At 61.6% G+C, this 26,989-nt stretch carries 24 protein-coding genes; 6 read left to right on the top strand and 18 right to left on the bottom strand.

Annotation, left to right across the window (positions count from 1 at the left end):
• Positions 1-70: 70 nt before the first annotated feature.
• Entirely contained in the window at positions 71-571 is a 501-nt protein-coding gene (locus ABH945_RS31015) for a hypothetical protein (protein WP_429253276.1), read from the top strand.
• 153 nt (positions 572-724) lie between these two features.
• Positions 725-1,246 carry a hypothetical protein gene (locus tag ABH945_RS31020; RefSeq protein WP_074773291.1) on the top strand — a complete coding sequence of 174 codons (522 nt, stop codon included), beginning with the start codon at positions 725-727 and terminating at the stop codon, positions 1,244-1,246.
• A gap of 146 nt (positions 1,247-1,392) precedes the next feature.
• On the opposite strand, the gene ABH945_RS31025 is transcribed toward ABH945_RS31020, so the two are convergent.
• The 6 genes from ABH945_RS31025 to ABH945_RS31050 are packed head-to-tail and all read right to left on the bottom strand — an operon-like array spanning position 1,393 to position 7,738.
• Positions 1,393-2,703 (bottom strand): hypothetical protein, encoded by a 1,311-nt coding sequence (locus ABH945_RS31025; RefSeq protein ID WP_429253204.1) that lies wholly within the window; start codon positions 2,701-2,703, stop codon positions 1,393-1,395.
• Positions 2,700-4,280 (bottom strand): vWA domain-containing protein, encoded by a 1,581-nt coding sequence (locus ABH945_RS31030; protein WP_429253205.1) that lies wholly within the window; start codon positions 4,278-4,280, stop codon positions 2,700-2,702. The genes ABH945_RS31025 and ABH945_RS31030 overlap by 4 nt, the downstream gene beginning before the upstream one ends.
• A 1-nt stretch (position 4,281) precedes the next feature.
• Positions 4,282-5,298, bottom strand: coding sequence for a vWA domain-containing protein (locus ABH945_RS31035; RefSeq protein ID WP_429253206.1), 1,017 nt, complete (start codon positions 5,296-5,298; stop codon positions 4,282-4,284).
• Positions 5,285-5,809, bottom strand: a complete 525-nt coding sequence (locus tag ABH945_RS31040; RefSeq protein ID WP_429253207.1) for a DUF4381 domain-containing protein — start codon at positions 5,807-5,809, stop codon at positions 5,285-5,287. The genes ABH945_RS31035 and ABH945_RS31040 overlap by 14 nt, the downstream gene beginning before the upstream one ends.
• Positions 5,806-6,768: a DUF58 domain-containing protein gene (locus tag ABH945_RS31045; RefSeq protein ID WP_429253208.1), complete on the bottom strand. Its 963-nt coding sequence runs from the start codon at positions 6,766-6,768 to the stop codon at positions 5,806-5,808. Before ABH945_RS31045 ends, ABH945_RS31040 begins: the two co-directional genes overlap by 4 nt.
• Before the next feature lie 10 nt (positions 6,769-6,778).
• Entirely contained in the window at positions 6,779-7,738 is a 960-nt protein-coding gene (locus tag ABH945_RS31050; RefSeq protein WP_429253209.1) for an AAA family ATPase, read from the bottom strand.
• 453 nt (positions 7,739-8,191) lie between these two features.
• Here ABH945_RS31050 and ABH945_RS31055 point away from each other — a divergent pair, with 453 nt between their 5' ends.
• The 3 genes from ABH945_RS31055 to ABH945_RS31065 all read left to right on the top strand — a co-directional run bounded on the left by ABH945_RS31055 (position 8,192) and on the right by ABH945_RS31065 (position 13,756).
• Positions 8,192-9,259, top strand: a complete 1,068-nt coding sequence (locus ABH945_RS31055) for a formylglycine-generating enzyme family protein (protein ID WP_429253210.1) — start codon at positions 8,192-8,194, stop codon at positions 9,257-9,259.
• 207 nt (positions 9,260-9,466) lie between these two features.
• The gene (locus ABH945_RS31060) at positions 9,467-11,134 is read left to right on the top strand and encodes an arylsulfatase (RefSeq protein ID WP_429253211.1); all 1,668 of its coding nucleotides are present in this window, start codon (positions 9,467-9,469) and stop codon (positions 11,132-11,134) included.
• Positions 11,135-11,155: 21 nt separating this feature from the next.
• On the top strand, positions 11,156-13,756 hold the full coding sequence (locus ABH945_RS31065; protein ID WP_429253212.1) for a fused MFS/spermidine synthase: 2,601 nt from the start codon (positions 11,156-11,158) through the stop codon (positions 13,754-13,756).
• Between the two features lie 43 nt (positions 13,757-13,799).
• Here ABH945_RS31065 and ABH945_RS31070 read toward each other — a convergent pair whose 3' ends face one another.
• The 5 genes from ABH945_RS31070 to ABH945_RS31090 form a co-directional block, all read right to left on the bottom strand.
• The gene (locus ABH945_RS31070; protein WP_429253213.1) at positions 13,800-14,144 is read right to left on the bottom strand and encodes a DUF3088 domain-containing protein; all 345 of its coding nucleotides are present in this window, start codon (positions 14,142-14,144) and stop codon (positions 13,800-13,802) included.
• A gap of 132 nt (positions 14,145-14,276) precedes the next feature.
• Positions 14,277-15,215 carry an ABC transporter substrate-binding protein gene (locus tag ABH945_RS31075; protein WP_429253277.1) on the bottom strand — a complete coding sequence of 313 codons (939 nt, stop codon included), beginning with the start codon at positions 15,213-15,215 and terminating at the stop codon, positions 14,277-14,279.
• 19 nt (positions 15,216-15,234) lie between these two features.
• Positions 15,235-17,031: an amino acid ABC transporter permease/ATP-binding protein gene (locus ABH945_RS31080; RefSeq protein ID WP_429253214.1), complete on the bottom strand. Its 1,797-nt coding sequence runs from the start codon at positions 17,029-17,031 to the stop codon at positions 15,235-15,237.
• Between the two features lie 93 nt (positions 17,032-17,124).
• Positions 17,125-18,447: an LLM class flavin-dependent oxidoreductase gene (locus ABH945_RS31085; protein WP_429253215.1), complete on the bottom strand. Its 1,323-nt coding sequence runs from the start codon at positions 18,445-18,447 to the stop codon at positions 17,125-17,127.
• 35 nt (positions 18,448-18,482) lie between these two features.
• Positions 18,483-19,484, bottom strand: coding sequence for an LLM class flavin-dependent oxidoreductase (locus tag ABH945_RS31090; protein ID WP_429253216.1), 1,002 nt, complete (start codon positions 19,482-19,484; stop codon positions 18,483-18,485).
• A gap of 235 nt (positions 19,485-19,719) precedes the next feature.
• On the opposite strand from ABH945_RS31090, the gene ABH945_RS31095 reads away from it, so the two are divergent.
• On the top strand, positions 19,720-20,073 hold the full coding sequence (locus ABH945_RS31095) for a hypothetical protein (protein ID WP_429253217.1): 354 nt from the start codon (positions 19,720-19,722) through the stop codon (positions 20,071-20,073).
• 92 nt (positions 20,074-20,165) lie between these two features.
• Here ABH945_RS31095 and ABH945_RS31100 read toward each other — a convergent pair whose 3' ends face one another.
• From ABH945_RS31100 to ABH945_RS31130, 7 genes are all read right to left on the bottom strand, one after another.
• Positions 20,166-21,107, bottom strand: a complete 942-nt coding sequence (locus ABH945_RS31100; protein WP_429253218.1) for an ABC transporter substrate-binding protein — start codon at positions 21,105-21,107, stop codon at positions 20,166-20,168.
• A gap of 48 nt (positions 21,108-21,155) precedes the next feature.
• The gene (locus tag ABH945_RS31105; protein ID WP_429253219.1) at positions 21,156-21,713 is read right to left on the bottom strand and encodes a GNAT family N-acetyltransferase; all 558 of its coding nucleotides are present in this window, start codon (positions 21,711-21,713) and stop codon (positions 21,156-21,158) included.
• Positions 21,714-22,276: 563 nt separating this feature from the next.
• The gene (locus tag ABH945_RS31110; protein WP_429253220.1) at positions 22,277-23,128 is read right to left on the bottom strand and encodes a shikimate dehydrogenase family protein; all 852 of its coding nucleotides are present in this window, start codon (positions 23,126-23,128) and stop codon (positions 22,277-22,279) included.
• Positions 23,129-23,180: 52 nt separating this feature from the next.
• Complete coding sequence (locus tag ABH945_RS31115) at positions 23,181-24,005, bottom strand: amidohydrolase family protein (protein WP_429253221.1); 825 nt, start codon at positions 24,003-24,005, stop codon at positions 23,181-23,183.
• Complete coding sequence (locus ABH945_RS31120; RefSeq protein WP_429253222.1) at positions 24,002-24,850, bottom strand: sugar phosphate isomerase/epimerase family protein; 849 nt, start codon at positions 24,848-24,850, stop codon at positions 24,002-24,004. Before ABH945_RS31120 ends, ABH945_RS31115 begins: the two co-directional genes overlap by 4 nt.
• On the bottom strand, positions 24,847-25,587 hold the full coding sequence (locus ABH945_RS31125; RefSeq protein WP_074771829.1) for an SDR family NAD(P)-dependent oxidoreductase: 741 nt from the start codon (positions 25,585-25,587) through the stop codon (positions 24,847-24,849). Before ABH945_RS31125 ends, ABH945_RS31120 begins: the two co-directional genes overlap by 4 nt.
• 15 nt (positions 25,588-25,602) lie before the next feature.
• A complete protein-coding gene (locus tag ABH945_RS31130; protein ID WP_074771831.1) occupies positions 25,603-26,934 on the bottom strand; it encodes an MFS transporter in 1,332 nt (443 codons plus the stop codon).
• Positions 26,935-26,989: the final 55 nt, after the last annotated feature.

Below are 26,989 nucleotides of genomic sequence, written 5' to 3' on the forward strand. Positions count from 1 at the left end.
GACCGTTGGTGCGACCCTCGGCGCGGCGCCGCTGACCGATGCGCTCGCATTTGGCGGTGGCGGCGGTCACATGCAACGAGGCGGCGGTGGCGGCGGAGGTGGAGGATTTCACGGTGGTGGGGGCGGAGGCGGCGGTGGTGGATTTCACGGCGGCGGCGGCCCTCACGGTGGTGGCGGCGGCCCTCACGGCGGCGGACAGATCAACAATGTCCACGCCGACCCGCGTACCAACAACGTCCGCAACACCAGCGTGAACAACGTGAACGTCAACCGCAATGTCAACGTGAATGCGAACGGCAATAATCACGGCGACGACCATCACGGCGGCGGCGATCATCACGACGACTACTACCACCACGGCGGCTGGGACGACGACTATCACCCGATCGCGACGGCGGCTGCCGTCACGGCGACGGTGGCCGTCACTTCGGCGGTTATCGGATCGATGGTGCGCACGGTGCCCGCAAATTGCGTACCCGTGAACTACGGCGGGTTGATCTACCAGCAGTGCGGCAGCACCTGGTATCAGCCACAGGGCGCGCAATACGTCGTGGTGCGCGCGCCGTACTGACACCGACAGGTAGCCCGGTTATCAGGTTTCCGGGCCGCCCTTGCCGGCAGCGATAGGCTTGCGAACGCGGCGGCCCGCCAATGACGTCCTGCAACTGCGTTTGAGTGGGCGTCATCGCCGCATTAGCCGCAGGTGAAGCGGGAGGATTTCATCGTGAGCACGCTGCCCGGCAGGATCAAGCATGAAGTGATGAAGGCCATCCCGCCCACCCTGTTCTTTTTCTTCATTCTCCATATCGTCACGCTCATTCGCGCGCTGATGATCAAGGGCACCGGCATTTCGATCGGAACCTCGGGCTCGGTTCTGATCGCCTCGCTGATACTCGGCAAATCGGTCCTCGTCGCGGATATGCTGCCGTTCATCAACCGCTTTCCCGACAAGCCGCTGATCTGGAACGTCGCGTGGAAAACCTTGATGTACGCGATGGTCGCGCTCGTCGTCCACTATCTGGAGCGGCTGTACGACGCCTGGAAGGACGCGCCGACTCTGCTCGCTGCGAATCACGTACTGGTAACCGAAATAAACTGGCCGCGCTTCTGGGCAATCCAGATACTGCTCGTCACACTCATACTCATGTATTGCGTCATCGCCGAATTGTCTCGGGTGATGGGGCGCGGGACGCTGAAGGCCATCTTTTTCGGGCCGCTCGACGTTTCGCGCGGATCGTCGCGCTGACGGCACCTGTCGCGCGGTTGGCGCAGCAAGGATTGACCTCGTTCACGACGCTGCGGCCTGCGGGCAGCGGTCCGTCAGAACCCGCGTCGCCAATGCGCTACCTTTTGCGATGTGCGTCGCACCAAATCGCGTGTCGCGCAGCGGTGTCACCTCTCGTTCAACGGCGGAAGAGCGTCGCGCTTCTGTTTGCGTGCGCGTGGCCGTATCCGGCGAAAATCGAGCCGCACGTGCGGCGTGTTCGTGGTGCGTTGCGTGTAGTGCTGCTGCACGGCATCGGCGAGCGGCTTGAGTTGCGGATCGTCGATCATGGCGACACGTGCCGGACGCGCAAAGCGCGGACTGGCATCGATCCATCGATAGAGAGCGGGCACGATACGCTGCATCGCGCCGGATTCCACCGCCGTACGCAACCCCCGCCACGCGGCAAACTCGCCTTGCGCGCGCCGCTTGCGCCGCGCAGACCACCATCGCGAGAGTAGCTCGACCCAGCCGCGCATGCGCGAATAAAACGCCACCACAGCGACGATGCACGCAAGTACGACGCCCGCCAGCACGAGATCGCGCGCACTCAGGAAAATCACCGTATGTCGGGCTGCACCCGCGAGCGCATCGGCGGGAATCGCCCATAGCGGTTTTTCCTGTGCGGCCCGCGCTGTGAATGTGACGGCGGGCAGATGAACCATCTCACGCTGTTTCGTCGCCGTGCTCCACCATTCGATATCGATGGGCGGCAATGTGTAGTGTCCGCGCCGGTTCACGACATAAGTCACTGTGTCGACACGCTCGCCGGCAATGAGGCCACCCCGACCATCGGAAATAACACGCGTGGCAGGCGCTTTCGCATAGCGGCGCAAACCGTCGACGTCGCCGAACGCAAGCGGTGGAATCAGCATCGGCGCGGTCGCTTCCGCGCGCTGGGTGATGATGCGAGTGATCGTGCCGCCAACTTCGAGCCGCCCGTCCTTCGGCTCGACAACCTGGGTCGCCGTCAGTTTCGGTGCGGGAAAGAACGTCGCCATATTCTCGGCACCAGGCGGCAGCGTCGCCGAGAAGCTAAGGGTCGGCGTCTCCAACGTGACCGGCGTATCGGAACCGCCCGGATGCAGCGTGATCCTGAACGACGGCACCTCGAACGTGCCCGCCGCGCGCGGCACGATCTGATACTCGCGGCTCACGCCGAACCAGCGCACGCCGTCGATCGTCTCGTTCAGGTTCTGGCCGCTGTCGTCGGGCAGCGTGACAAATGCGTCGTGCAGATCGAACAGCGGCCAGTCGGGTGCTTCGGAGAAATACGTCGTCGTGAGAGTATCGACGACGAGCTTCACCGCGCTGCCCGCGACCACCGGTCCCGCCGGTTCCAGATGCGCGCGCAGCATCGTGCGCGGCGCGTCATCGGCATGCGCGGCGGTGGACATGAGCATGCACGCGAACAGGATCGCAACGAAGCGCGAGATCATGGTGCGCCTTGCGCCTCCTGCGCGAAACGCCGCTGCATGAACGTTGCAGGCGACGTGTTGAGATTGCGCATCCACGTGTCCTCCGAAGGCGCCTGCTGCTGCACGAGCATGGGCTTGCCCTCCTTGCCCTTCTTTTTCTGCAGATCGATCTTGTCGGGCTTCACCGTGGTGGATTCGTCGCCTTCGTCCGGCTTGTCCTTGCTGAGTTTCGCCACCAGGTCACGGTTCGCGAGGGCTTCCGCGAACCCGGCGCGTTTCGCAATCGCGCTGTCGTAGGCTTTCAGCGCGCCAGCGTAGTCCTTCATATGCGCCAGCGAATTGCCGATGTAAAAGTCTGCCTGCGCGGAATCGATTCGCGAAAATGTTTCGAGCGCACCGGCGTAATCTCCCGCGAGATATTGCGCCCGCCCTTTCCACATCGGGTCGTCGAATCGCGCCGCAGCCCGCGCATAGTTGCCGTGATCAAAATTCCATCGCCCTTGCTGATCGTGAGTCGCGAAAAGATCAAGCCATTCAAACGATGCCGCTTGCGCATGCCTGGGCGCGAACAGCGCCGCCGACGTCATCAATAAAATTGGCAGCCACTTCACCGTCCAGCCACGCCGGAAGCTATATAGCGCGATCAGGAGTATCGGCAGCACGAGCCAGTAACCCGACTCTTTCCAGCGCGGCACGATCTTCGATTCCTGCGCTGCTTCGAGGTAGACCTGCGCGCGGCGCTGCACCCATTCGATGTCGTCATCGTCGGCGCGCACGCTCGCCAAAGGAATCGACGCGGCCTGCGTGATTCTGCGGATCGCCGCCGCGTCGAACGCGCCCATGATGGGATGGCCCGCGTCGTCGGTGGCAATGTCGCCTTTCGCGTCGCGAACCGGGCCGCCGTTTTCGGTCCCCACAGCGAGCCATAACAACTGGTGTTTCGTCTGCTTGGCGATGCGCAAAAATGCGTCGGTGCCGCTCTCGTCGAAGCCGTCGCTCACGAACACAATGGTTCCCGCCGCCTGTTCCTTTTGCAGCATCTGCTCGGCAATCGCGAGGCCGGCTGCCGCATTCCTGCCGTCGCGAGGCATCAACTCGGGCGCGAGCGCGGGGACGTATAGCTCAAGCATCGCGGGATCTTCAGTCGGCGGCACTACGAGATGCGCACTCGACGCGAACACCACCAGCCCGGTGCGCGCGCCCTTGCGCGCGGCAGCGAGATCGAGCACCTTCTGCTTCGCGCGTTCGATGCGGCTCGGCGCGACATCACTTGCATCCATCGACCGCGCGAGTTCCAACACAACGACCAGCGGCGCCTTGTCCTGATCGAACGGAGGCCGCTCCTCCTGCCACGTCGGCCCGGCAGCCGCAACCGCGCCGAGCGCGATCAGCGCGGCGAGCGTATGCACGGGCCGCACGCCGCGCTGCGCTTTCTCGCCGACAATCAGATGTTCGAGCAGAGGCGGCGCGATGATGGCGCGCCATCGCGCGCGCACATCGTTTCGCCGCAACCACGCGAACGGCAGCAGCACAGCCGGGATCAGCAGCAACAGCCAGAGCGGTCGCAAAAAATGGAATGCAGTGAGATCGATCGTCATCTCACGCCTCCTTCCGTTCGACCAGCACGCGACGCGGCGCGCGCAGCCACGCAATCAGATACGCCAGCACGTGATAGAGCGTGAGCAGCGACACAGCGAGCGCGAGCGGCACCCAATAAAACTCGCGCTGCGGCCGGTACACCTCGCGTTTGATCTTCTCCGGCGTCATTCTGTCGATCGTGGAATAGACCGCTGCGAGGTCCTCTTCGCGGCCTAGCGCATGAAACGCACTGCCGCCCGTGATCTGCGCAATGCGGGCAAGCGCGTCGAGATCGACCTTGTCTTCGCCTTCGGTTTGCGGATCACCAATGCCGATCGTATGTACGACGATACCGTGCCGTTTCGCAATCCGCGCCGCCTGCTCGGGGGGAATCGCGCTCGCGGTGTCGTTGCCGTCGGTCAGCAGGATCAGCACTTTCTCCTGCGCGGGCGTGTTCTCCATCAGCCTGACCGCGAGGCCGATTGCGTCGCCAATCGCCGTACGCGGACCCGCCATGCCGATCCGCATCGCGTCGAGCAAGGTGAGCACGCTGTCGTGATCGAGCGTCAGTGGCGCCTGGGGATACGCGCCGTCGCCGAACACCACGAGGCCGATGCGGTCGCCTTTGCGCCGCGCGATGAAATCCGCGACGACATGTTTCACCGCGGTGAGCCGGTCCATGTGCTCGCCGGTCGTTCCGTCGACAAAATCACGCTCGCTCATCGATTGCGACAGGTCGATGGCGAGCAGCAGGTCGCGCGCGGGCAGGTCGCGCGTGACGGGCGCTTCGACGAACACCGGACGCGCCGCCGCGATCAATAGCAACACCCATAGAAACGGCATCAGCAGACGTTGCAGCCAGTTGCTGCGCAGACGCACGCCGCCTGGCGCGGGCCGTTCGCCCGTCACGTCGGCCATTTCCTGAAAGAACGGCATGCGCACCGCCGACGCCGTCGTGCGATACGCGGGCGCGAGCCACCACACCAGCGCGGGCAGCGGCAGCAGCACGAACATCCACGGGAATTCAAATTTCCACATGATGACTTTCGATCCAGCCGCGCGCCGTTTGCGCAAGACGCTGCGCCTGTTGGGGCGAAATCGTCGCCACGCGCGCGGCCGATGCATAGCTCGCGGTGTAGAGGAGCGCGCCGCTTTCGTCGTCGAACGGGCCGTGCTGGCGCAGGTAATCGAGCCACGCCGCGCCGCTCAGCGACGCCACCTGCGCGCGCGGCGCGGCGGCAAGCGCCGTACGTTTGATGAGCGGACCGATCCCGGCGAGTGCGGCCACACGCGTGGTGTCGTCATTCAGATTCGCTTCGATGCGCGCAAGCTCCGCCAACGCTTCACGCCTGTAGCGTGCGCGCTCGTAACGACGCCACGCGCGCCATGCGAACGCGGCGAGCACCGCGATCACCAACACCGCGACGAACAGCCAGCCGATGGTCTGCGGCGCGTAAGATACCGTGTCGGGCAACGGCAATTCGCGCAGCGGCTGCAACGCGGCGGGCGTATCGCGCGGCACCAGGGTGCTTAACGGCGACCCGCTCATATCCCGCTCCCCGGTACATGACGCGGCCGCTCGCCGAACAACCGGCGCACCTGATCGACCACAGGCTCCGCTGACGAGAGCGCCATCAACGGAACGCCGCTCGCGCGTAGCAATTCAGCAATCTCGGCGGCACGTCCGCTGAAAAGACTCGCGAGCGGCGCGCGCACGCGTTCGTGTTCAATGCGTAGTTCGACCTGCAAGCGCCCCTCGCTGACGACCAGCGCGCGATGTTCGGGCATCCGCTGCCACAAAGGGTCGTAGACCAGCGTCGCGACCACGTCGTTGTGCGCGGATAGCTGACGCAAAAGCCCGCGCGTGCGCTCGTTCGCGCCCGCGAAATCGCTGATGATGCAGACCAGGAAATCGTGACTCGCGATCTGCAACACGCCTTCGAGCGCGGCGTTCAGTTGCAGATAGTTGGTGCGCGCGGGACTCTCGGCAGCGAGCGACGTGTTCATTCGCGCGATGGCGTTGAACAGCATATCGATGCGGCTGCGGCTACGCAATGGCCGCACGCGCACGATGTCATCGTCGCCGAAAACCACGCCGCCGACCCGGTCGCCTGCGGCAAACCCCATCCATACCGCGAGCGCGGCAGCTTCGGCGGCGACCACCGACTTGAACGCGCGGCTCGATCCAAAGAACATGCTCATGCGCTGATCGACGACGACGAGCAGCGGCCGGTCGCGTTCTTCTGTATAGACACGTACGTGCGGCTTGCCGGTTCGCAAACTGACGCGCCAGTCGAGATGACGGATATCGTCGCCGGGAAGATAGCCGCGCAGTTCCTCGAAGTTCAGGCCGCGCCCGCGCATACGCGATGCCTGCCGTCCCGACAGAATGCTCGATACCGGCGCGGGCGCGACGAAGCTCAAGCCGCGCGCGCGCCATTCCAGCTGCACGAGATGCGCGGCATCGACATACACGCTGCCAATCGATCCTTCCACGCCCGGCATCATGGCCTCCGTGCTACGCGGGCACCGCGACCTTCTCCACCAGCCGGTCGATCACCTGGTCGGCGCTTACATGGTCCGCGTTCGCGTCGTAAGACAGCAGCAAACGATGCCGCAGCACCGGATGAATCACCGCGCGCACGTCGTCGGGCGTGACGAAATCGCGCGCGTCGAGCCACGCATGCACACGGCTCGCGCGATCCAGTCCAATCGCGCCGCGCGGGCTCGCGCCCACTTCGATCCACTTGCCGAGATCCGCGTCGAGCGTGGCGCCGTGGCGTGTCGCGTTGACGAGCGACACGATGTATTCGTCGATAGCGGGCGCCACCGCAACGCGCCGTGCCTGATCGCGCGCGGCGATCACCGTTTCCTGCGACAGCGTGTCGAATTGCGTGACCGTGCCTTCGCTCTCGCGCCGCAACAGGCGCAGCATGTCAGCCTCGTTTTGCGGCGACGGATAACCGATCAATACCTTGAGAAGGAACCGGTCCATCTGCGCCTCGGGCAGTGGATACGTGCCCTCCTGCTCGATGGGATTCTGCGTCGCCATTACGAGGAATAAGCCAGGCATCAGGTGAGTTTCGCCCGCTACGGAGATTTGCCGTTCCTCCATCGCTTCGAGCAGCGCGGACTGCACCTTCGCCGGCGCGCGGTTGATTTCGTCCGCGAGAATCAGGTTGCCGAAGATCGGACCCGGCTGAAATCGCAGCGTGCGTTCGCTGCCCGATTGCAGCAGCGTCTCGCCGCCGGTGATGTCGGACGGCAGCAGGTCAGGCGTGAACTGGATGCGCTTCATCGTCACGGCGAGGCGCGCGGCGATGGCCTTCACGGTTCGCGTTTTCGCGAGACCCGGCAGACTTTCGAGCAACACGTGACCGTCGGCGAGCAACGCGATCAGGATTTGCCGCACGACCGCCTCCTGACCGATGACCGCTTCCCCGATACTCGCTTCGAAACGAAGAATGGTGTCGCGCATGGCTCGCTCTCTGTCGATGGTTCGCTCGATGATTCGCTTCTACCCTGCCCGCCGGGTGCCGCCACGGCCGAATGTGAAGCACAAGTTACTGGAGTAAAGCGCTTTCGTCAAAGCATCGTGGAAACTCCTTTATCGACGAAAAGAAGCGGTACGTCATGCGATTTTCGGGCAGTTTTCGCTCAAGAAAAAATGATTGCATTCGCTGGGGAGTTCGTATATTTGTGGATAGGTTGCACAAAGATGCGTTCTCATTTCGGCTCTATCGAGGGGGCGGAATTGACGGAGAAATCGAGGAAGCGGCAACCGGCGCGATCGCGTGCGGACGTCCCTGCGTCTGACGCGTCGTCGCGTGCACGGCGCAACGGGCTCGGTTCGCGCATTCAACGCATTGGGCTGTGGGCCGTTCTGCTTCTGCTTTGTCCGGCGCTCGTGGGCTACGCGGTAAGCCGCGCCATGAGCGAACGCGCCGCGCAGCCGATTCACCCCGTACTCGGTGACGGCACAAAAGGGCCCGCCGGCATGGCGTGGGTGCCCGGCGGCGACTTCATGATGGGCAGCGACAGCAAGCTCGCGCAGCCCAACGAGCGACCCGCTCACGAGGTCCGCGTGCATGGGTTCTGGATGGACGAGCATCACGTGACCAACGCAGAATTCCGCAAGTTCGTCGAGGCCACCAGCTACGTCACTACGGCCGAGAAAAAGCCCGACTGGAAGACGCTCGAAGTGCAGTTGCCGCCAGGCACGCCACGGCCGCCCGACAGTGCGCTTCAGGCCGGCGCGATGGTGTTTGTCGGCACGAAGGAACAGGTGTCGCTGCAGGACTATTCGCGCTGGTGGCGCTTCGTGCCGGGCGCAAACTGGCGGCATCCGCTGGGTCCGGCAAGCAATATCGACGGCAAGGACGATCACCCTGTCGTGCAGGTGTCCTACGAAGATGCCGAGGCTTACGCGAAGTGGGTGGGCAAGCGCTTGCCGACCGAAGCCGAATGGGAATTCGCCGCGCGCGGCGGACTCGACCAGGCAACCTACGCGTGGGGCAATCAGTTCGCCCCGGACGGCAAGCAGATGGCCAACGTCTGGCAGGGCCAGGAAGCGCAGCCGTTTCCGGTCGTCAATGCAAAGGCGGGCGGCGCGGCGGGCACGAGTCCGGTCGGCAGCTTTCCGGCGAATGCGTATGGTCTCTCCGATATGACCGGTAACGCGTGGCAATGGGTGGCGGACTGGTATCGCGCGGATCAGTTCCGGCGCGAGGCGGCGACCGACGGCGTGGTGAACGAGCCGATCGGACCCGTCAGTTCGTGGGACCCCGCCGATCCCGGCGTGCCGGTCGAAGCGCCCAAGCGCGTCACGCGCGGCGGCTCGTTCCTCTGCAACGAGGCTTATTGCCTCAGCTATCGCCCGAGCGCACGGCGTGGCACCGATCCCTACAACAGCATGTCGCATCTCGGCTTCCGGCTTGTGATGGACAAGGACATCTGGGACAAGACACACGGCAACGCAGTCACAACCGCCGCGCGCTGACGGCTCGCTTTGAGTCAATGCAGATCGCGCTTTTCACGACGACGACGGTTATTCAAGGCCGCAAACAGATCCGGTTTCAGAACCACACACGGCTCACGCAAACGACGCAACACGATTGATCCGGCGAACCCATGTCGATGAGAGACGACGTGCGCTCGCACGAACGGGCAACCGTTCACATCGGGCACACTCCCCGGGAGAACAACGATGACCACAGCCAAACTTCGACGCGTCCGCTACATCACGGGAGCCCTCGTTGCGATCGCGGCGGTCTGCGTGCTGATCGTTCCGCCGGTAGTTTCCACGGCCCAGACGCCCGCCAAACCCGCCGCCCCCGCGAAGCCGGCCGCGCCTGCACCCGCTGCCGCGTCGCAGAACAACGCCAAGGCATCCGGAAAACCGAACATTCTCGTGATCTTCGGCGACGACATCGGGCAAACCAACATCAGCGCGTATAGCAAGGGCGTGGTGGGTTACGAGACGCCGAACATCGATCGCATCGCCAATGAAGGGATGATTTTCACCGATTACTACGCTGAAAATAGCTGCACGGCAGGACGCTCCACGTTTATTACGGGCGAAGTGCCGTTACGAACGGGCTTGTCGAAGGTGGGTTTGCCTGGGGCGACAGTGGGCCTCCAGGCGTCAAATATCACGATCGCCCAGGCGTTGAAGCCACTCGGCTATGCGACAGGCCAGTTCGGCAAGAATCATTTGGGCGACCGCAACGAGTATCTGCCTACCGCTCATGGCTTCGACGAGTTCTTCGGCAATCTCTACCATCTGAATGCCGAGGAAGAGCCTGAACGCCCCTACTATCCGAAAGACGACAAGGCGTGGGTAAAAGCCAATGCGCCGCGCGGCGTCATTCACTCGTTCGCCGATGGCAAGATCCAGGACACCGGTCCGCTCAACACCAAGCGCATGGAGACGATCGACGACGAAACCACGCAAGCCGCGATCGATTTCATCCAGAGACAGGCGAAAGCCAACAAGCCGTTCTTCGTGTGGATGAATACCACGCGCATGCACCTTTTCACGCACGTGCGCCCTTCGATGCAGGGACAGAGCGGGATGCCCGGCAACGAATACGCGGACGGCATGATCGAGCATGATGGCGACGTGGGCAAACTGTTGAAGGCCCTGGACGACCTCAAGCTCAATGACAACACGATTGTCATCTATACGACCGATAACGGGCCGAATCAATTCTCATGGCCCGACGCTGCAACAACCCCGTTCCGCAGCGAGAAAGACACCAATTGGGAAGGCGCTTTCCGCGTGCCCGCGATGATCCGGTGGCCGGGGCACATCAAGCCGGCAAGCGTATCGCGGCAAATGATGTCGGGACTCGACTGGTTTCCCACGCTGCTGGCCGCCGCCGGGGACACCAACATCTCAGATCGCCTGCTCAAGGGTGTATCGATAAGCGGCAAGAATTTCAAGAATCATCTGGATGGCTACAACTTTCTGCCCTATCTGACGGGGCAAGCGAAGCAGGGGCCGCGTCACGAGTTCTATTACTTCAACGACGACGGCGTCCTCGTCGCCATGCGCAGCGACGACTGGAAGTTCGTTTTCTGCGAGCAGCGGGAGCCTGGCGGCATGCAGGTCTGGGCGAATCCGTTCACCTGCCTGCGCGTGCCGAAGATATTCAATCTCCGTATGGACCCGTACGAACGCGCCGATATCGTGTCCGATCAGTACTATGACTGGACCGCGAAGAACGCTTACCTTGCGTCCTATGCGGTATCCAAGGTCGGGCCGTTCCTCGCGACGTTCAAGCAGTATCCGCCGAGCCAGCGTCCCGCAAGCTTCAGCATCGACCAGATGACCGAGGCGCTGACGAAGAGCATGGAAACCCCAGGCAAATAATCAGGGAGCGCGATTCACACGATGATCGACCTCGGCGCTGCTATCAAGGCTGAACGAAGCACGAGCAGGCGCGGCGCGCGGGCACACAGCGAAGCGCTGCCCGCGCCCGCACTAAAGCTCGCATGGCCCGCGCTACTGCTGTTCGCATCCGGCAGCGCGGCGTTGATCTATCAGGTGCTGTGGGTGCGGCTGCTGACGCTCGTGGTGGGCATCGAAGTACAAGCGGTCACCACCGGCATCAGCGCGTTCTTTGCGGGCCTCGCACTCGGCGGGTGGATCTTCGGCAGGCTCGCGGACCGGAGCGCGCGTCCACTGCTGCTTTACGCGGCGCTCGAATTCGGCGTGCTGGTGCTCGGAATCGGCGCGACTCACGCGCTGGGGCATTCGGCATGGGTGTTCGCCAGATTGCAGAACAGTGTCGGCGCATTCGCGTGGCTGTTGCCCTTCGCGCTGGTCGGCGTGCCCGCGATTGCGATGGGCGGAACCCTGCCTGTGCTGTTGCGCGCCCTCGGACCATCGCAGCGGGAACTCGGCGGCGCAGGTGGACGACTCTACGCGGCCAACACGGCTGGCGCGATCATCGGCGCGCTGCTTCCCGCGTTCCTGCTGATCCCGCTCGTCGGCGTTAAGGCCAGCGCATATACCGCAGCGGGTCTCAACGCGCTTGCGGCGCTCGGCGCGATATGGCTGGCGCGTCGCGCTTATGCATCGTCGACGGCATCGGTGCCGTCCGTCGCGCGTGATGAACCCGCTGCGCGCACCCTCGCCGACATTGGACGCGCGCGCGTCGCCATCGCGCTGTATGCCGTCGCGGGCGGCATCGCGCTCGGCTATGAAGTGATCTGGTCGCAGGCGATCGGGCAGTTCATCAGCACGCGCAGCTTCGCATTTTCCATCGTGCTCGCGACTTACCTGCTGGGGCTGGCGCTCGGCAGTGCTGTCGCGGCGCGTTATGTGAGTCGTGTGCGCGATCCGTCCAGCGTGTTCGGCGTGCTGATCGCACTCGCCGGACTCACGGCGTTCGCGGGCCTCGCGTGCGCAGGCGACTCGCTGATGCTCGCGCAGCGCCACACCGCCGACTTCGTTCTGAGCCTGACCGGCAACCTGCTCGCTTCGATGTGCGCGGGCTTCGCGGTCGCCGCGTGCGCGATCGTGCTCGTGCCGACGCTTCTGCTCGGCGCGGCGTTTCCGTTGGCGCTCGCAATGATGACCGGCGGCGACCGGCAAAAACCGGCGCCCGCATTGGCAACCCATGTGGGACGGCTCGTCGCGATGAATACCGTAGGCGGTATCGCCGGAACATTGTTCGCGGGCTTCGTGCTGATACCGTCGCTCGGGCTGATCCGGTCGATCGGCGTGCTGGCGATCGCGGCGAGTCTGATCGGTTTGTCGGCGACATTGAGCGCGCAGATCGTGCAGAAAGCCGCCGTGGCCGCAGGCGTCTGCATTGCCGCGCTGGCGGTCGTGGCCGTCGTCGCCGTGCCGTCGAACCGGCTCGGCCTCCTGCTCGCCGATGCGCATCGCGGCGATCTCGTCTATTACGAGGAAAGCACGGGCGGAACGGTCGCGGTACTCGAACAGGGTCCCGCAGCGCAACGCTTCCGGCGCCTCTATATTCAAGGCGTTTCGAATTCCGGCGACGCGATGACTTCGCTGCGATACATGCGTCTGCAGGCACTGCTGCCGCTGATCGTCCACGACGGCACGCCGCACTCCGCGCTCGTCATCGGACTGGGCACCGGAATTACCGGCGGCGCGCTGCTCGCGTGGCCGGATCTCCAGAAGCGCGTGATCGCGGAACTGCTGCCTGCGGTCGTGCGTGCTTCGCCGGCTTTCGCAGGCAATCTGAATGTGAGCGCCGATCCGCGTGCCGACATCCGTATCGCAGACGGGCGGCGTGAGTTGCTTTCGCGCACCGATCGCTACGATCTCGTGACGCTGGAGCCGCCGCCGCCATCGGCAGCGGGCGTCGTGAATCTGTACTCGACCGACTTCTACCGGCTCGCTGCAACGCGCTTGGATCAGCGCGGAATCGTCGCGCAATGGCTGCCACTCGCGACGCAAAATGAACAGGAGACGCGCTCGCTGATTCAGAGCTTCCTGCAGGTGTTTCCGTATGCGGCGCTATGGACCACGGAGTTCCACGAAATGATGCTGGTCGGCTCGCTACAACCGTTGACGCTCGACGTGCCGCGCATCCGCGCGCGGTTTGCGCAACCCGAGGTGGCCCGCGCGCTGAACGAAGTCGGCATTGCTTCGCCTGAAGCACTTTTGTCGACGTGGATCGCGGACCGTCCGGCGCTCGCCTACTACGCCGCCGACGCCCGCCCCGTCACCGACGATGATCCGCGAATCGAATACGCGCCGTGGGTGAATCCCGCCGAGTTTCCTTCGACCCTCGCGCGACTTCTCGCCTTGCAGATGGAGCCGCCGCTCTTGAACGCGGACACCGCGTTCACGTCCGCGTTGCGCCATGAACGGGACACGTTGCATGCGTTCTACCGCGCGGGGCTTGACGCGTATCGCGGCGACCGTAATGCGTGGGCGCAGGAAATCCGCACGGTGTTAGGTGCCGATGATTCGAACCCGTATTACCGGTCGGTTTTCGGTTCGGCAAACTGATCGATCCGGTTTCTAAGGCCGGATCTGAAGAACGCCGCTTACCTCAATGGACTTTGGGAAATCCGTGCCGCTCTGCGAGTAGTGCAAGAATGCGCGCACTGTCGGTGACAAAATACTTGTCCCCCAGTTTTTGCGCATCGTCCGGTGCAGGATGCTCGTCGCCGAGAATCAGAACCGGCAGTCCCTGATGCGCGTCGTCGAGTGCTTCGATAACGTCGGCACGCGGACGCAAAAACGCTACCCGGTGAATGTCGAGTCTGTCGTTACGCGCGGGATCGCTCGCGAGCAATCCTTCAATCGGCGCGCCGTGCGGGCAGATAAATCGCTCACCGGGATGAGCGGGATCGGTAAAGCCTGGTTCCAGCAGAAAGAGAATATCGCGGCTCATAAATGGCACTCGCAGGTTGATGTCGACCGGCCGATGGCCGATCCGAAAAAATCATACGGGCAAAACGAAACTCGATGCATGCAGCTTCTAGCGCCTATCGGCAGACGGCTTCGAATTCACACGTCGCAGCAATCAGAATGTCGGCAGTCCGGGTGGATTCGTTTCCGACTGACTGACGGCTTCTCTTTGCAGACCCCAACGTGCCAGCGCCTGTGCATACTTACCGTCTTTAATGAGGTCGTTGGTGGCAATGGTCAATGCGTCGGCGAGGCCGCTGTCCTTTCTCGTCGCGATGGCGACATCCGCTTTGAGCGGCCATCCCGCATTGACGGTCCCCACCAAACGGATTTGCCCGGTCCGCGCCGCTTCGAATGCGAGCGGCGCGTTGGGATCGAAGTGAACATCGGCATGGCCGGACAATAGCGCAATGCGCGCAGCAGCGTCGTCGTCGAAGTACTGGATTTGCACGGGCTTCAATCCATGCGCGACGTCTTCCTTGCTCCACTCCAGAACGATCTTCTCCTGAATCGTTCCCGATCCCGTAATCACGCGCAGGCCCGCAATATCTTTGGGCTCTTTGATTTCCTTGATCGGACTGGATGTTTTCACGTAGAACCCGTGAAGACCCAGCCGGTAAGTCGTAAAATCGAACCTCTGCTTGCGCTGTTCAGTGACGCCGACATTGGAGATAACCGCGTCGTATTTCCCCGACGTCAACCCCAACGGCCAATCCGCCCAGGCTATCGGCACGATGTTCAGTTTGAGACCGAGTTCGTCGGCAATCAATTGAGCGTAGTCGGCGTCGGAGCCCACCACGGTTTTCGCGTCGGTGGCATAGCTGGCAATGGGCGGCCCATAGGGTGCGATCGCCACTGTCAGAAAGCCCTCTTTCGCAAACCTGAAATTCTTCCTGATGGCGTTGACAGCGAGCGGGTCTTTTTCCGCGCGAATGCGGCCGGTTTGCTGGGGACCGAAGTCGAATTTCTCGACGGGCTCGGCTGCAACGGACGATAACCCGATCGCGCTCAGCGAAAATACGGTGAGCGCAAGCAACTTGCGGTGAAGGTTCATCATCGGCTTTAGCTCCGCGTCACAACACTTTTGACAAAAACTCACGCGTACGCGAATGGTCCGGCGCATTGAACACTTTGTCAGGGCTGCCGGTCTCCAGAATGCGTCCCTGCTCCATAAAAACAATGGTGTCGGCGACTTCGCGCGCGAACCCGATTTCATGCGTGACGACGATCAGCGTGGTTCCTGATTGCGCCAACTCCTTGATCACATCGAGCACCTCATTGACAAGCTCGGGGTCGAGCGCCGAAGTCGGCTCATCGAACAGGAGAACTTTGGGCTTCAACGCAAGCGCGCGCGCAATCGCCACGCGTTGTTGCTGGCCACCAGATAACTGCCGCGGATAGACGTCTTCCTTGCCGGCGAGCCCAACGCGCGCCAACAACTCGCGCGCCAGTTTTTCAGCCTCCGGCCTGCCGATTTCACTCAGCGCCAGCGGCGCTTCGATAATGTTCTCCAGCACGGTCAGATGCGCGAACAGGTTGAAGTTCTGGAACACCATCCCGACATCGATCCGACGCCGCAAGATCTCGCGTTCCTTCAATTCGTAGAGCGTGTTGCCGTCGCGCCGGTAGCCAATCAGTTCGCCGTCGATATCGATGAATCCGTCGTCGACACGCTCAAGATGATTGATCGTCCGCAGCAGTGTCGATTTACCCGATCCCGAGCGCCCGAGAATGACCGTGACGCTGCCGGCGCGCACGGTGAGCGATACGTTGTCGAGAACCTTCAACGTTCCAAAACTCTTCGAGACGCCGTGAATCGCTACTTCGCCGCCCCGGCTCTCACTACGCTTCCATCCGCAGATCGTTGCCGCACCCGTAGCAGCATTAGCGACGCTGGAAACATTTTCCGCCGCGCCAGATTGCTCACGCCGACGCCAGCGCGTCAGCAACGACATAACGAACGACGGCTTCGGATTACGCAAAGCACCGCGCGAGTAGTAGCGTTCGATATGCACCTGGATGGCGGACAGAACGGTCAGGATAATCAGATACCAGACCGTCGCGACCATCAGCAGCGGAATGACTTCGAGATTGCGCCGGTAGATCACCTGGATCGTATAGAACAGTTCCGGCATGGCCAGGACATATACGACCGAGGTTCCCTGAGCAAGACCGATCAGGTTGTTGAACGCGGTCGGCAGGATGGAACGCATGGCTTGCGGCAACACGATTCGCCACGCCTGATGGATTCGTGGCAATCCGAGCGCAGCAGCGGCCTCGAGTTGCCCCTGATCGACCGACAGAATGCCGCCGCGGATTGCCTCGGATGCATACGCGGCATGATTGAGCGTGAGCCCCAGTACTGCCGCAAAGAACGGGCTGATCAGTTCGGTAGTTTGAAGATTGGCAAAAGTGATGCTGGTAAAGGGCACGCCAATCCAGATCGTTTCGTACAGGTAGCCGAGGTTGTTCAGCAGCAATAGCAGAACCAGCAACGGGACAGAGCGAAAAACCCACACGAAAGCCCAGGCGCTGGCGGCGAGCAACGGGGAGCGCGACACTCTCGCGAGTGCGATCGGCGTTCCGAGCATAAATCCGAATAACGCACCCAATGCGGTCAGCAGCAGGGTCTTCCCCAAGCCCGCGAGAACCGGCCCGGAAAAGAACCACTCGGCGAATACGCTCCATTCCCAATGCTGATTGCCCAGAACCGAGTTCAGCAACAAAACGATCAGCACGACAGCGAGAATGGTCCCTGCTGTCCGGGCCCGGTAGCGAGCCGGAACGATGCGCAAGCGCGAATAGTCGGTCGGCGTCGTGGCGAGACCAGGAGAAAGTGCCTGGCTCATGAGCTCGGTGGACTTGTTCATGATTCTCTGTCCTTTATTGCATGGGGGATGCCATGGCGGCCCGGACGCACCCGCGCATCTGACGCGGCTGGCGAATCCGCGACCGCCTATTTTTTAGACTGCTTCGGCCAGCGCGTAGCGACTTTCCTTACGCGGCAAACCGAGATGGTCACGCAAGGTTTTGCCTTGCAGCGTGCGTTGATAACGACCGCGTGCTTCGAGAACCGGAATCACGTACTGGATAAAATCGTCGAGGCCTTGCGCCTGAACCGCGAAACCAAGAATAAAGCCGTCGGCCGCGCCTGCATCGATCCAGCGAATGATCTCGTCCGCGACCTGTTCGCCGGTGCCGATGAATTGCGGCTTTGGCGTAGCGGTTTCCAGCGCGACCTGGCGCAACGTGAGACCCTTCCGGCGAGCCTCCGACTTGATGCGGTCGGTGGTCGAACGAAAACTGTTCCTGCCGATATCGCCGAGTTCGGGAAACGGTTCGTCGAGCGGATAAGCGCTGAAGTCATGGTGATCGAAGTAGCGGCCGAGATAGGCGAGCGCTTCGTCGATACTCAGCAGGTCTCGTATCGCGCGATACTTCGCTTCCGCCTCTTCGGCCGTCGCGCCCACAACCGGACCGATGCCGGGGTAGATCTTCACATCGTCGCGACTGCGCCCATGTTCTACCGCACTATTCTTGACCTGCTCCGAAAAGACCCGCGTTTCTTCGAGCGAAGGCGAATGGGTGAACACGGCATCGGCGTATTTACCGGCGAGCGCAACGCCCGGCTCAGACGACCCCGCCTGAAAAATGACCGGCTGCCCTTGCGGAGATCGGCCAATATTCAGAGGTCCTGCGACCTGAAAGAACTTGCCTTTGTGGTCCAGCGTATGCAGCTTGTCCTTGTCGAAAAAGACGCCTGTTTCGCGGTCGCGGATAACTGCATCGTCATCCCAACTATCCCACAACCCTTGCGTTACGCTCAGGTACTCATCGGCAATCTGATAGCGTAAAGCGTGCTCGGGATGAGTCGCGCTGTAGTTCTTCGCGGTGCCTTCGAGCGGTGTGGTCACGACATTCCATCCGGCACGCCCGCCACTGATCAGATCGAGCGATGCAAACTGCCTCGCCACCGTGAACGGCTCGCTATACGAAGTCGAAATCGTTCCGGCGAGTCCAATCTTCGAAGTCACCGAGGCCAGCGCGGAAAGAATCGAAATCGGCTCAAAGCGGTTGAGAAAATGAGGAATCGATTTCTCGTTGATATACAACCCGTCCGCGACAAAAGCGAAGGCAATGCCGTTGTCTTCAGCCTTTTTTGTCGTGCGAATAATGAAGTCGAGATTGACACTGGCATCGGCTGGCCCCGCCGGATGTTTCCATGAATTCATGTGGCCGCCGGCTCCGTGCAACATGATGCCGAAATTGATGTTTCGCGTTGTCATGGTGATTGTCGCTATTCAGAATGTTGGGAACAGGATCAAACGCTGGCGACTTCGCAAGCTGCGGCGAGAAGCTCGACCGATGCAAGGCGCTCGGCGTAACTGGAGACCGGCGAATCGATCACGAACTCCTCGATACCGAAGCGCTCGCTGAGCCGGTCGAGTTCGCGATGAACGTCTTCGGGGGTGCCCGCGATGACGTAAGGACGCTGTTCGTCGATGCGATAACCGGATGCGCCGGTCTGACGCGCAAACACTTCTGCGGCTTGTGCGCTGCCCAGATTGAAGCTCTGTCCATTCGACAGTTGCAGCTTGAAGATGCGCAGCGGACCTACCAGTTGCGCGGCCTGCTCTTTCGTCTCTGCAGCGAATGCAAACAGGGCGAGTAGCGGCGCGCGCTGGCTTGCGTCGCGATAGGTTTGAATGGAGCGTTCGATGTTCGCATCGTCGCCATTGAAATGCCCAGCGTAGCAGAACGACCACCCATAACGCGCCGCCAGCGCAGCGCTCTCGGCGCTTCCACCCAGCAGAATCCGTTCTGGCGATTCTGGCGGCACAGGCATAGCCTGCGCGCCGGCTAACGGATGATCGTCCGCAACACCAGCACCGAGGAATGCATCGAGTTCCGCGAGTTGACCCGCAAAATCGGGTTTCTTCGATTTGTCGTGAAACCACTGCAATGCACGCGTAGTCGACGGCAATCCGCCGGGCGCTTTACCGACGCCGAGATCGACGCGCCCGGGCGCAAGCGAAGCGAGCAGCCGGAAGTTCTCCGCCACTTTGAACGGGCTGTAATGCTGAAGCATCACGCCACCCGAACCAATGCGAATCTTCGAGGTATGAGCCAGCAGATGTGAAACGACAATCTCCGGCGCGGAGCTGGCGAGACCCGGCGCGCCGTGATGCTCCGCGACCCAGAAGCGATGGTAACCGAGCCGCTCCGCCGCCTGCGCCAATGCGATGGTGAATTTGAGCGCATCGGCTGCGGTTGCACCGTCGGCAATGGGACTTTTGTCGAGCAGGGAAATTGAATAGGACATGATTTGTGACGACTCGTCTCGGGCAATTGTCGTTAGCACTTGCTGGGTGCGCGTACTTTGACGTAAAGGCAAACTGCTCTGATTAATTATCACCGAACCCCACTCCAGTACTTTCACTAAATAGAGCTATCCATATGAAGGTTTCAGGGTGGAGATTCGGCTGCTAAAACAGATATTTCTCTCAGTGGTAATAGGACTCGCCGTTCACGCCGGTCTGAGATGAAGCCGTTTCATATTGAATACCGGGCAACCGGTTATCGGCGGGCAAAGTCTTCGGGTAAACGTTGAACAGATTGTTGGCGCGAACCGCCAACATGAGGGTGAGTTTCGGCAGCGGATTGAGCGCCAGTCCGAGATCGAAATTCGTGGATTTTTCAGGCTTCAGCGAAGCCGCGCCGGTCGGTTCCAGCCTGTGAATATTTTGTTCATCGATGCCCTGAATATGAATCGCTTTTTCTGGTGTTCACGCAATCTCGCGGACGTGCGCAATCACCCTGCGGTTGTGCAGGTGAGAACACCTTTGGCTAAAGAGAAGTTCTTAAACACCGAGGAGCGGTCTACATGTGCGCGGTCGCAAGCGGGCGGATAGCAATGGCCGCTTCTTGATGTTTTGCATGGCAGAAAGATCATCGCCGCCGTCATCCCGGCGTTGGCATCGACCGGGATGACGGCTTTGCTTTATCAGAGTTTTGGCAAGCCCGGCGGATTGGTCGCGGCCTTGTTGATAGCCTCGGAATCCAGATTCCATTTATCCAGAATCTGATGGTACTTCCCGTCCGCGATCAGATCGTTCAGCGACGTGGTGAGCGGATCGGCGAGACCGCTGCCCCGGCGGGTCGTGATCGCCACTTCGGCGGTACGCGGCCAGCCGCCGCTGACAGTGCCGACCTGATGCAGTTTCCCTTGCCGCGCCGCGACATAAGCCAGCATCGCATTGACACTAAAAATCGCGTCGGCGCGTCCGGCCTGCAGCGCGACTTCCCGCACCGCCTCGTCATCGTAGTATTGAATGCTGAGTGGCTTCAGACCGTGCGCCACGTTTTCCTTGTCCCATTCCAGCAGAATCTTTTCCTGATTCGTGCCGGCATCGGTGATGATTCGCAAACCCGCGACATCCTTCGGTTCCTTGATCGACGTAATCTTGCTATCCACCTTCGTATAGAAACCGAGTTGGTCCCTTCGATACGTCGAGAAATCGAATTTCTCCTTGCGCTCCTCGGTCACGGTCACGTTCGAAATCACCGCGTCGACCTTGCCCGACGCGAGCGCCAGCGGCCAGTCCGCCCATGCAACCGGAACCAGCTTCAGCTTCTTTCCAATGCTGTCGGCGACGAGTTGCGCGAGGTCCGGGTCGAAGCCGACCACCGTCTTCTCGTCGGTCGCGTAGGTGCTAAGCGGCGGCAACGCCACCGCAATGCCCACTGTCAACGAGTCGTTCTGCACAAACCTGAAGCTCGTGGGCAGGGACTTGATCGCGTCCTTGTCCTGATCCGCGCGAATGTGGATACGTTGCTCGGGCGTCAAATCCAGCGTATTGGCCGCGAAGGCTGTTGAACCGAGGCCGAACACCACAACTGCAATCGCGCTCAGCACGAGCGACTTGCGAATGTTTCCACTCGTCATGATTGGGGTTTCCTTAGGTTATCTACGAAGCGGTTTGCCAGCGCGGATTTACTTGCGCCACTCGGCGGGTACCGCGAGTTCGGCTTTTCTCAGATCGTCGAGGCTGCTGGTTCGCGCGGGCTCCAGCAGATCTTTGCCGAAGGGCAAATGAAGAATCACCTGAGGATCGAGCGAGGTATCGAATAACGGCGCGTAGCCGGAATCGACATATAAACCCCACGCTTCCGGCTGCCGGAAACCTGTCGTGAGATAAACACGGCTGTAGCCTTGCCGGATAGCGCGCGCTTCGAGTTGCTGAAGCACCTGCCTCGCCAGTCCCTGCCGGCGGAAATCACCGTGCGTCCATACGCGCTTCAATTCGGCGGTATGTTCGTCGTAACGTTTGAATGCGCCGCCGCCTATCGTCTGTCCATCGCGGAGCAGCAACACGAATGCACCATGCGGTGGCGCGAATAATTCAGCGGGATAGCGGGCAAGTTCCTGTGCAGCGGTCACGCCCTTGGCCCTGAAGTCCTGGTATCGGGTGTCGTACTCGATGGTCAGAGCGTCGATGAGGGGTTTGGCGCGCGGATCTAGCGGCGTTGTATCGAGGAAGCTGTCGCTCATTGTTGTGAAGGGCTGAGGTTATGCGTGCGCTTTGGTACGCACTGCACGGGCTATCGCCATCTTTATGACGCTGTAGCGGCTTTCAATGAAAGCCAGTACTGCATCGCTTCTTGATTGAGATGGCTACGATAGCGCTCAGACAACTTCCACCAAACCAACTAATTGGTATAAACAAATCAACGGTCGATACTTGATGAATTGCTATTTAAGAGCAATTATTCATTTCGAATTTAATTCCAATCGAGCGTATTTAATTCTGTTGAACTGGATTGAGATCGGTATGACGGAATTAATTGCGATGGCTTGCAGCCTGAGTTTTTATAGGCCGGGCCATCGCAACGGGTGCAACAGGTTCTTCGTTAGAGCAAGCGCGTTTTCAGAGCACCGCCAGCCATCCGCCGTCGACGTAAATAATCTGGCCGTTCGCATAGCTCGAAGCCTGGGTCATGCGGTTTCCTTTTGAAGTTGGCGAGACTCGCCCGCAATCGCGCCGCCATTCAAACGGATTGCGAGCGTGCCGACGCGGTCTTCGAATCTTAGCTTGAACCGCAATCAGGCAGCCGTCACCTCGGATAGAGGAGCGAGCGCACTTCAGTCAGGTCGTTCTGCAGCGTTTGCGCGAGGTCCGTCATACCGAAGAACTTCAGGTATTCGGGAATCTGTTGCACCAGCATTTCGAATCCGGCATGAGCCGCAATGCCGCGTTGTGCGCACGCCTTCAGCAACGGCGTGGGTTCGCGGGTCATGATGATGTCCACCACCGACGCGCCCTCGTCCACCCGAGGCACGTCGACCGGCAGTGGATCGTCCGCCTTCAGTCCTTGCGACGTGCAATTGACGATCAGGTCATAGCCCGCCGGATCGGCGCTTTCAGCGACCGACACGATGTTGCCGAACACCGGCGCCAAACGCGCGACCAGTTCGGCAGCACGCGCCGCCGTGCGGTTGTAGATAGCCAGATGGCCCACGCCTCGCTGTGCCAGCGCGGCGGCCACGGCCTGGCCGCCTCCGCCCGCACCGACCACGAGCACACGTCGGCCGGCAAGCGGAATGCCGAAATAATCCAGCCCGTTGACGAAGCCAAGACCGTCGAACAGCGCGCCTTCAATCGCGCCGTCGTCGCCGCGTCGCACGGCATTCACCGCGCCCGCGATCTGTGCAAGCGGATCGCATCGATCCATCAGGTTCTGCATCGCGGCCTTGTGCGGAATCGTCACCCACATGCCGCCGACATTCCCCGCTGCCATCGTATGACGCACGAAACCGGCGAGGCTCGCGGGGGGCACTTTCATGGGCACCAGCACGGCGTCCACGTTGTGCCGCTGGAAAAGATGGTTGTAGATCTCGGGGGCGCGCACTTGAGCGACAGGGTCGCCGACGATCATGAATACTTGGGTATTGCCGGTAATGGTCATCAAAATCGAGGTCTGAGGTGGTAACCGAAACATGCCTGCAAGAGGGTCAGCTTCAAAAGCCGAACAGGCTGCGCGGAGTGTCCCACAAGACGCGCCGGCGTGCGTTGGAGTCGGGAATCAGGCGCTGGATCAGCGTCAACAGCGGCGCGTAATCCATCCGTACCGGCGAGCGCAGGAACGGCCAGTCCGAACCCCACACACAACGATCCGGCCCGAACGTGCGAAGCAGTTGCAACGCGAACGGCTGCGCATCTTCGTACGGGTAATCGAGTTGCGAAATCTTTTGCAGCCCCGACAGCTTGACCACGGTTCGGCCTGCGTCGGCGAGACGAAGCAGTGCCTGAAAGCCCGGCTGGTTCAAACCCGCAGCCGCTTCGGGACGGCCGCAATGGTCGATCAGCACTCGCGTCGACGTGCGCGCGATCAACGGTTCCAATGCAATCAGCTGATCGCCGGTGACCTGTATTTGCGCGAACATATCGAGGTCGGCAAGCGTGTCGAAGAGAGAGTCGGCATCGCTCATCGCTTCGACACCTTCCATCGCTGGGTTGAACGCGACGCCCACGACGCCCGCACGCTTCATCTCCACGAGCGTCGCGCGGCTCACGTCGTTGTCCACCACGGCGATACCCTTGAAGCGATTGCCGCCCTGCTCGATCGCGTCAAGCATGCAGTGGTTGTCGGTGCGATAGCCGCTCGTTGGGCCGACCAGCAGCGCGTGCTGTACGCCGCACGCGTCCATTACGCGAGCGAATTGCGCAGCGGTGCCGATCTCCTGCATCGACGGACGATACGCGGTGTCGTCGCGATACGGAAAGCGCACCGGATCGAAAATATGGTTATGACAGTCGATTTTTTCTTCGTCGAAAATGGTCATTGACGAGATGCTCCAGACAGTTCGTAACGGTAGTGCGAAGACGCCAGCATATCGCGCGTGCTGCGATAGGCGAGTTCGAGCCGCTCATCGGCGGGTAGTGAAGGCAATGGCATTTCGACGCCGAGCGTCGTTCCCGCAGGCAAAGCGTTCAGCAATTCGCCCAAAGGCAACGCACCTTGCCCTGGTGGCAAGCGGCCGGCGCGAGCTTCGAGAATCGTCGCGTCGTCGCCGACCGGGTCGATGGACGATGCATCGCAAAGCTGCACCGCACGCACCATGTGCTCGGGCAGCGCGCGGACATCGGCGGGAGATCCGCCCGAGCGCGTGAGATGCAATGCATCGACGAGAATCGCGAGGTTGGCGCTGCCCGCGCGTTCGACCATCGCGCGCGCCTCGCGCAGCGTGCCGACATGACGCCAGCGCATGAATTCCAGATCGACGCGTAAGCCGGACCGCGCCGCGAGTTCGCACAGCGCGGCAAGGCTGGCCGCGAGTCGCGCGGCATCCGGGTCGTCGCCGGAAACCGTCACGCAACGCGCGCCGAGATCGGCGGCGGCATCGAACATCGGCGCAAACGAGGCGACGTCGATGTCGGGCATGACCGGAATGAACTCGACGTCATGCACCGAGACGCCTTCGTCTGCGAGAACACGCCGCAATTCGCGATGCGCGCTGCTTCCCACGAGAGAGGGATACGCAACCGCGCCAGCGGCGGTCGGGTTCAGCCTCAGCCCGACCGCGCCGAAGCCCGCGCGCGCGGCGTGCCGCACCAGTTCGCATGGCGTCAGTTCCAGCGCGGTGAGATGCGCGACCGCCAGCTTCGGCGCTACGCTCAGCGGGTTCAATAGGTGGCCCTCCCGCCGGTCAGATCGAACGTGAAGCCGCTGGTAAAGCTGCATTCGGGACTTGCGATCCAGCTCACCATCGCGCCGACTTCGTCGATCTGAAGGAAGCGGCCCATCGGGATTTTCGCCTTGCTCGCTTCGATGTGCGCGTCGGACATCTCGCTGAACAGTTCGGTCTCGACCATCGCGGGCGCGACGCAGTTGATCAGCACGTTGTCTTTCGCCAACTCTTTCGCGGCCGCTTTCGTGAACGCGATCACACCCGCCTTCGCCGCCGAGTACCCTGAAATGAACTGCACGCCCTCCTTGCCCGCAATCGACGCCACATTGACGATGCGGCCGCCGCCCCGCGCGCGCATGTGCGGAATCGCAACGCGGCAGCAGTAAAACACGCTGTTCAGATCGACGGCGATCACGCGTTGCCATGCATCGACCGGATACTCCCAGCACGGCGCGACCGGCCCGTTGATGCCCGCGTTATTGACGAGGATATCGACATGCCGCACTTTATCGAGCGTGACCGCAAAAGCCTGTTCAACCGATTCGATCGATGCAACGTCCACCTGCTGCACATGATCCGGCTCGAAGCCCAACTGCTCCGCGCCGCACTCGCCGACATTCAGATCCCACACCACGACACGTGCGCCGTCTGCTTTCAGTTTCTTCGCGATGCCCAGACCGATGCCGCGCGCGGCGCCCGTGACGATGGCCACTTTTCCTTCGTGATAGCGAGTCATATCCAGCTTGTTCCTTTAAATGAGGTTGTTCGGTAGTTCGATGCGCTTGATATCGCCGACCACGAAAATGTACGAAAGCGCGCCAACCAGCGTGACCGCCGAGATAAAAGCCAGCGCATAGACGAACGATCCGGTCGCATTGACGATCAGGCCGATGACCAGCGGCGTGACGATTCCCGCCGCGTTGGCGAACAGATTGAAGAGACCGCCGCTCAAGCCGAGCAAACCCTTCGGCGCGATGTCGGAGACGATCATCCATGCAAGCGCCGACATGCCTTGCGCAAAGTACGCGACGCACAGAATCGCGATCACCATCGGCGTGGATTCGACATAGTTGGCGAGAACGATGCTCGACGCGGCCAGCAGTCCCGCGATCACCGGCAGCTTGCGCGACCAGTTCAGCGAGATGCCCCGGCGCAGCATCGCGTCGGAAATCCAGCCACCGGCGAGCGTGCCGACCGACGCAGCGATAAACGGCAGCACCGCGATCAGCCCGACTCTCAGCCACGGCATATGACGCTCGGTTACGAGGTAAGTCGGGAACCACGTCAGGAAAAACACGTTGGTCGAATTGCACGCGAACTGGCCGATGCAGATGCCGAGCATGCTGCGGCGTTTCAACAGTGCGCCGATATCGGACCAGCGGAAGTGCGTCGCCTTCTGGCTTCCGTCGACCACACCGCCGCCGTTCGCGATGTAGTCGAGTTCCGCGCGATTCGCGCTTTTCGATTGATGCGGCTCGTGAAAACGCATCAGCCAGATACCGCCGAACACGACACCGACCGTACCGACAATGCCGAACAGCGTGCGCCATCCATAGCGCTGTTCGAGCCAGAACAGCAGCGGACTCAGAAAGGCGAGCCCGACGTATTCGGCGAAGGTATAGATGCCGGTTGCGCGAGCGCGCTCGCTCTGCGGAAACCAGATCGCCACCACGCGGCTATTGGTCGGAAAACACGGCGCCTCGGCGATGCCGATCAGCAGACGCATGATCAGCAGCGACACGAAGCCGGTTGCGAGTCCTTGTAATCCGGTGAAGAGCGACCACAGCGTGAGCGCGAAGAAATAGGTCCAGCGGGTGCCGACGCGGTCCAGCATCACGCCGCCGGGAATCTGCGAGGCGGTGTAGGTCCACGAGAACGCGGAGAAGATCACGCCCATCAGCGCGGGATTGAGGCCGAGTTCGTGGCTCATGCTCGGCGCGGCAATGCCGGCGACGCTGCGATCGAGATAGTTGATCATCGTGCCGACCGCCAGCAGCGCGAGGATGCCGAAGCGGGCGCGGGTGCGCCGCGCGGTTGTCGCCATGTCGAGTGACGCGACGCCGGACTGGGTTGCGTGATTCATCGTGTCTCCTTCCTGTCTGCTTTTTTAGCGCGTCCCGCGAGCCGGTCCGCGGATC

This window comes from Paraburkholderia sp. GAS333 (genome assembly GCF_050435665.1).
GTDB classification, from domain to species: domain Bacteria; phylum Pseudomonadota; class Gammaproteobacteria; order Burkholderiales; family Burkholderiaceae; genus Paraburkholderia; species Paraburkholderia fungorum_A.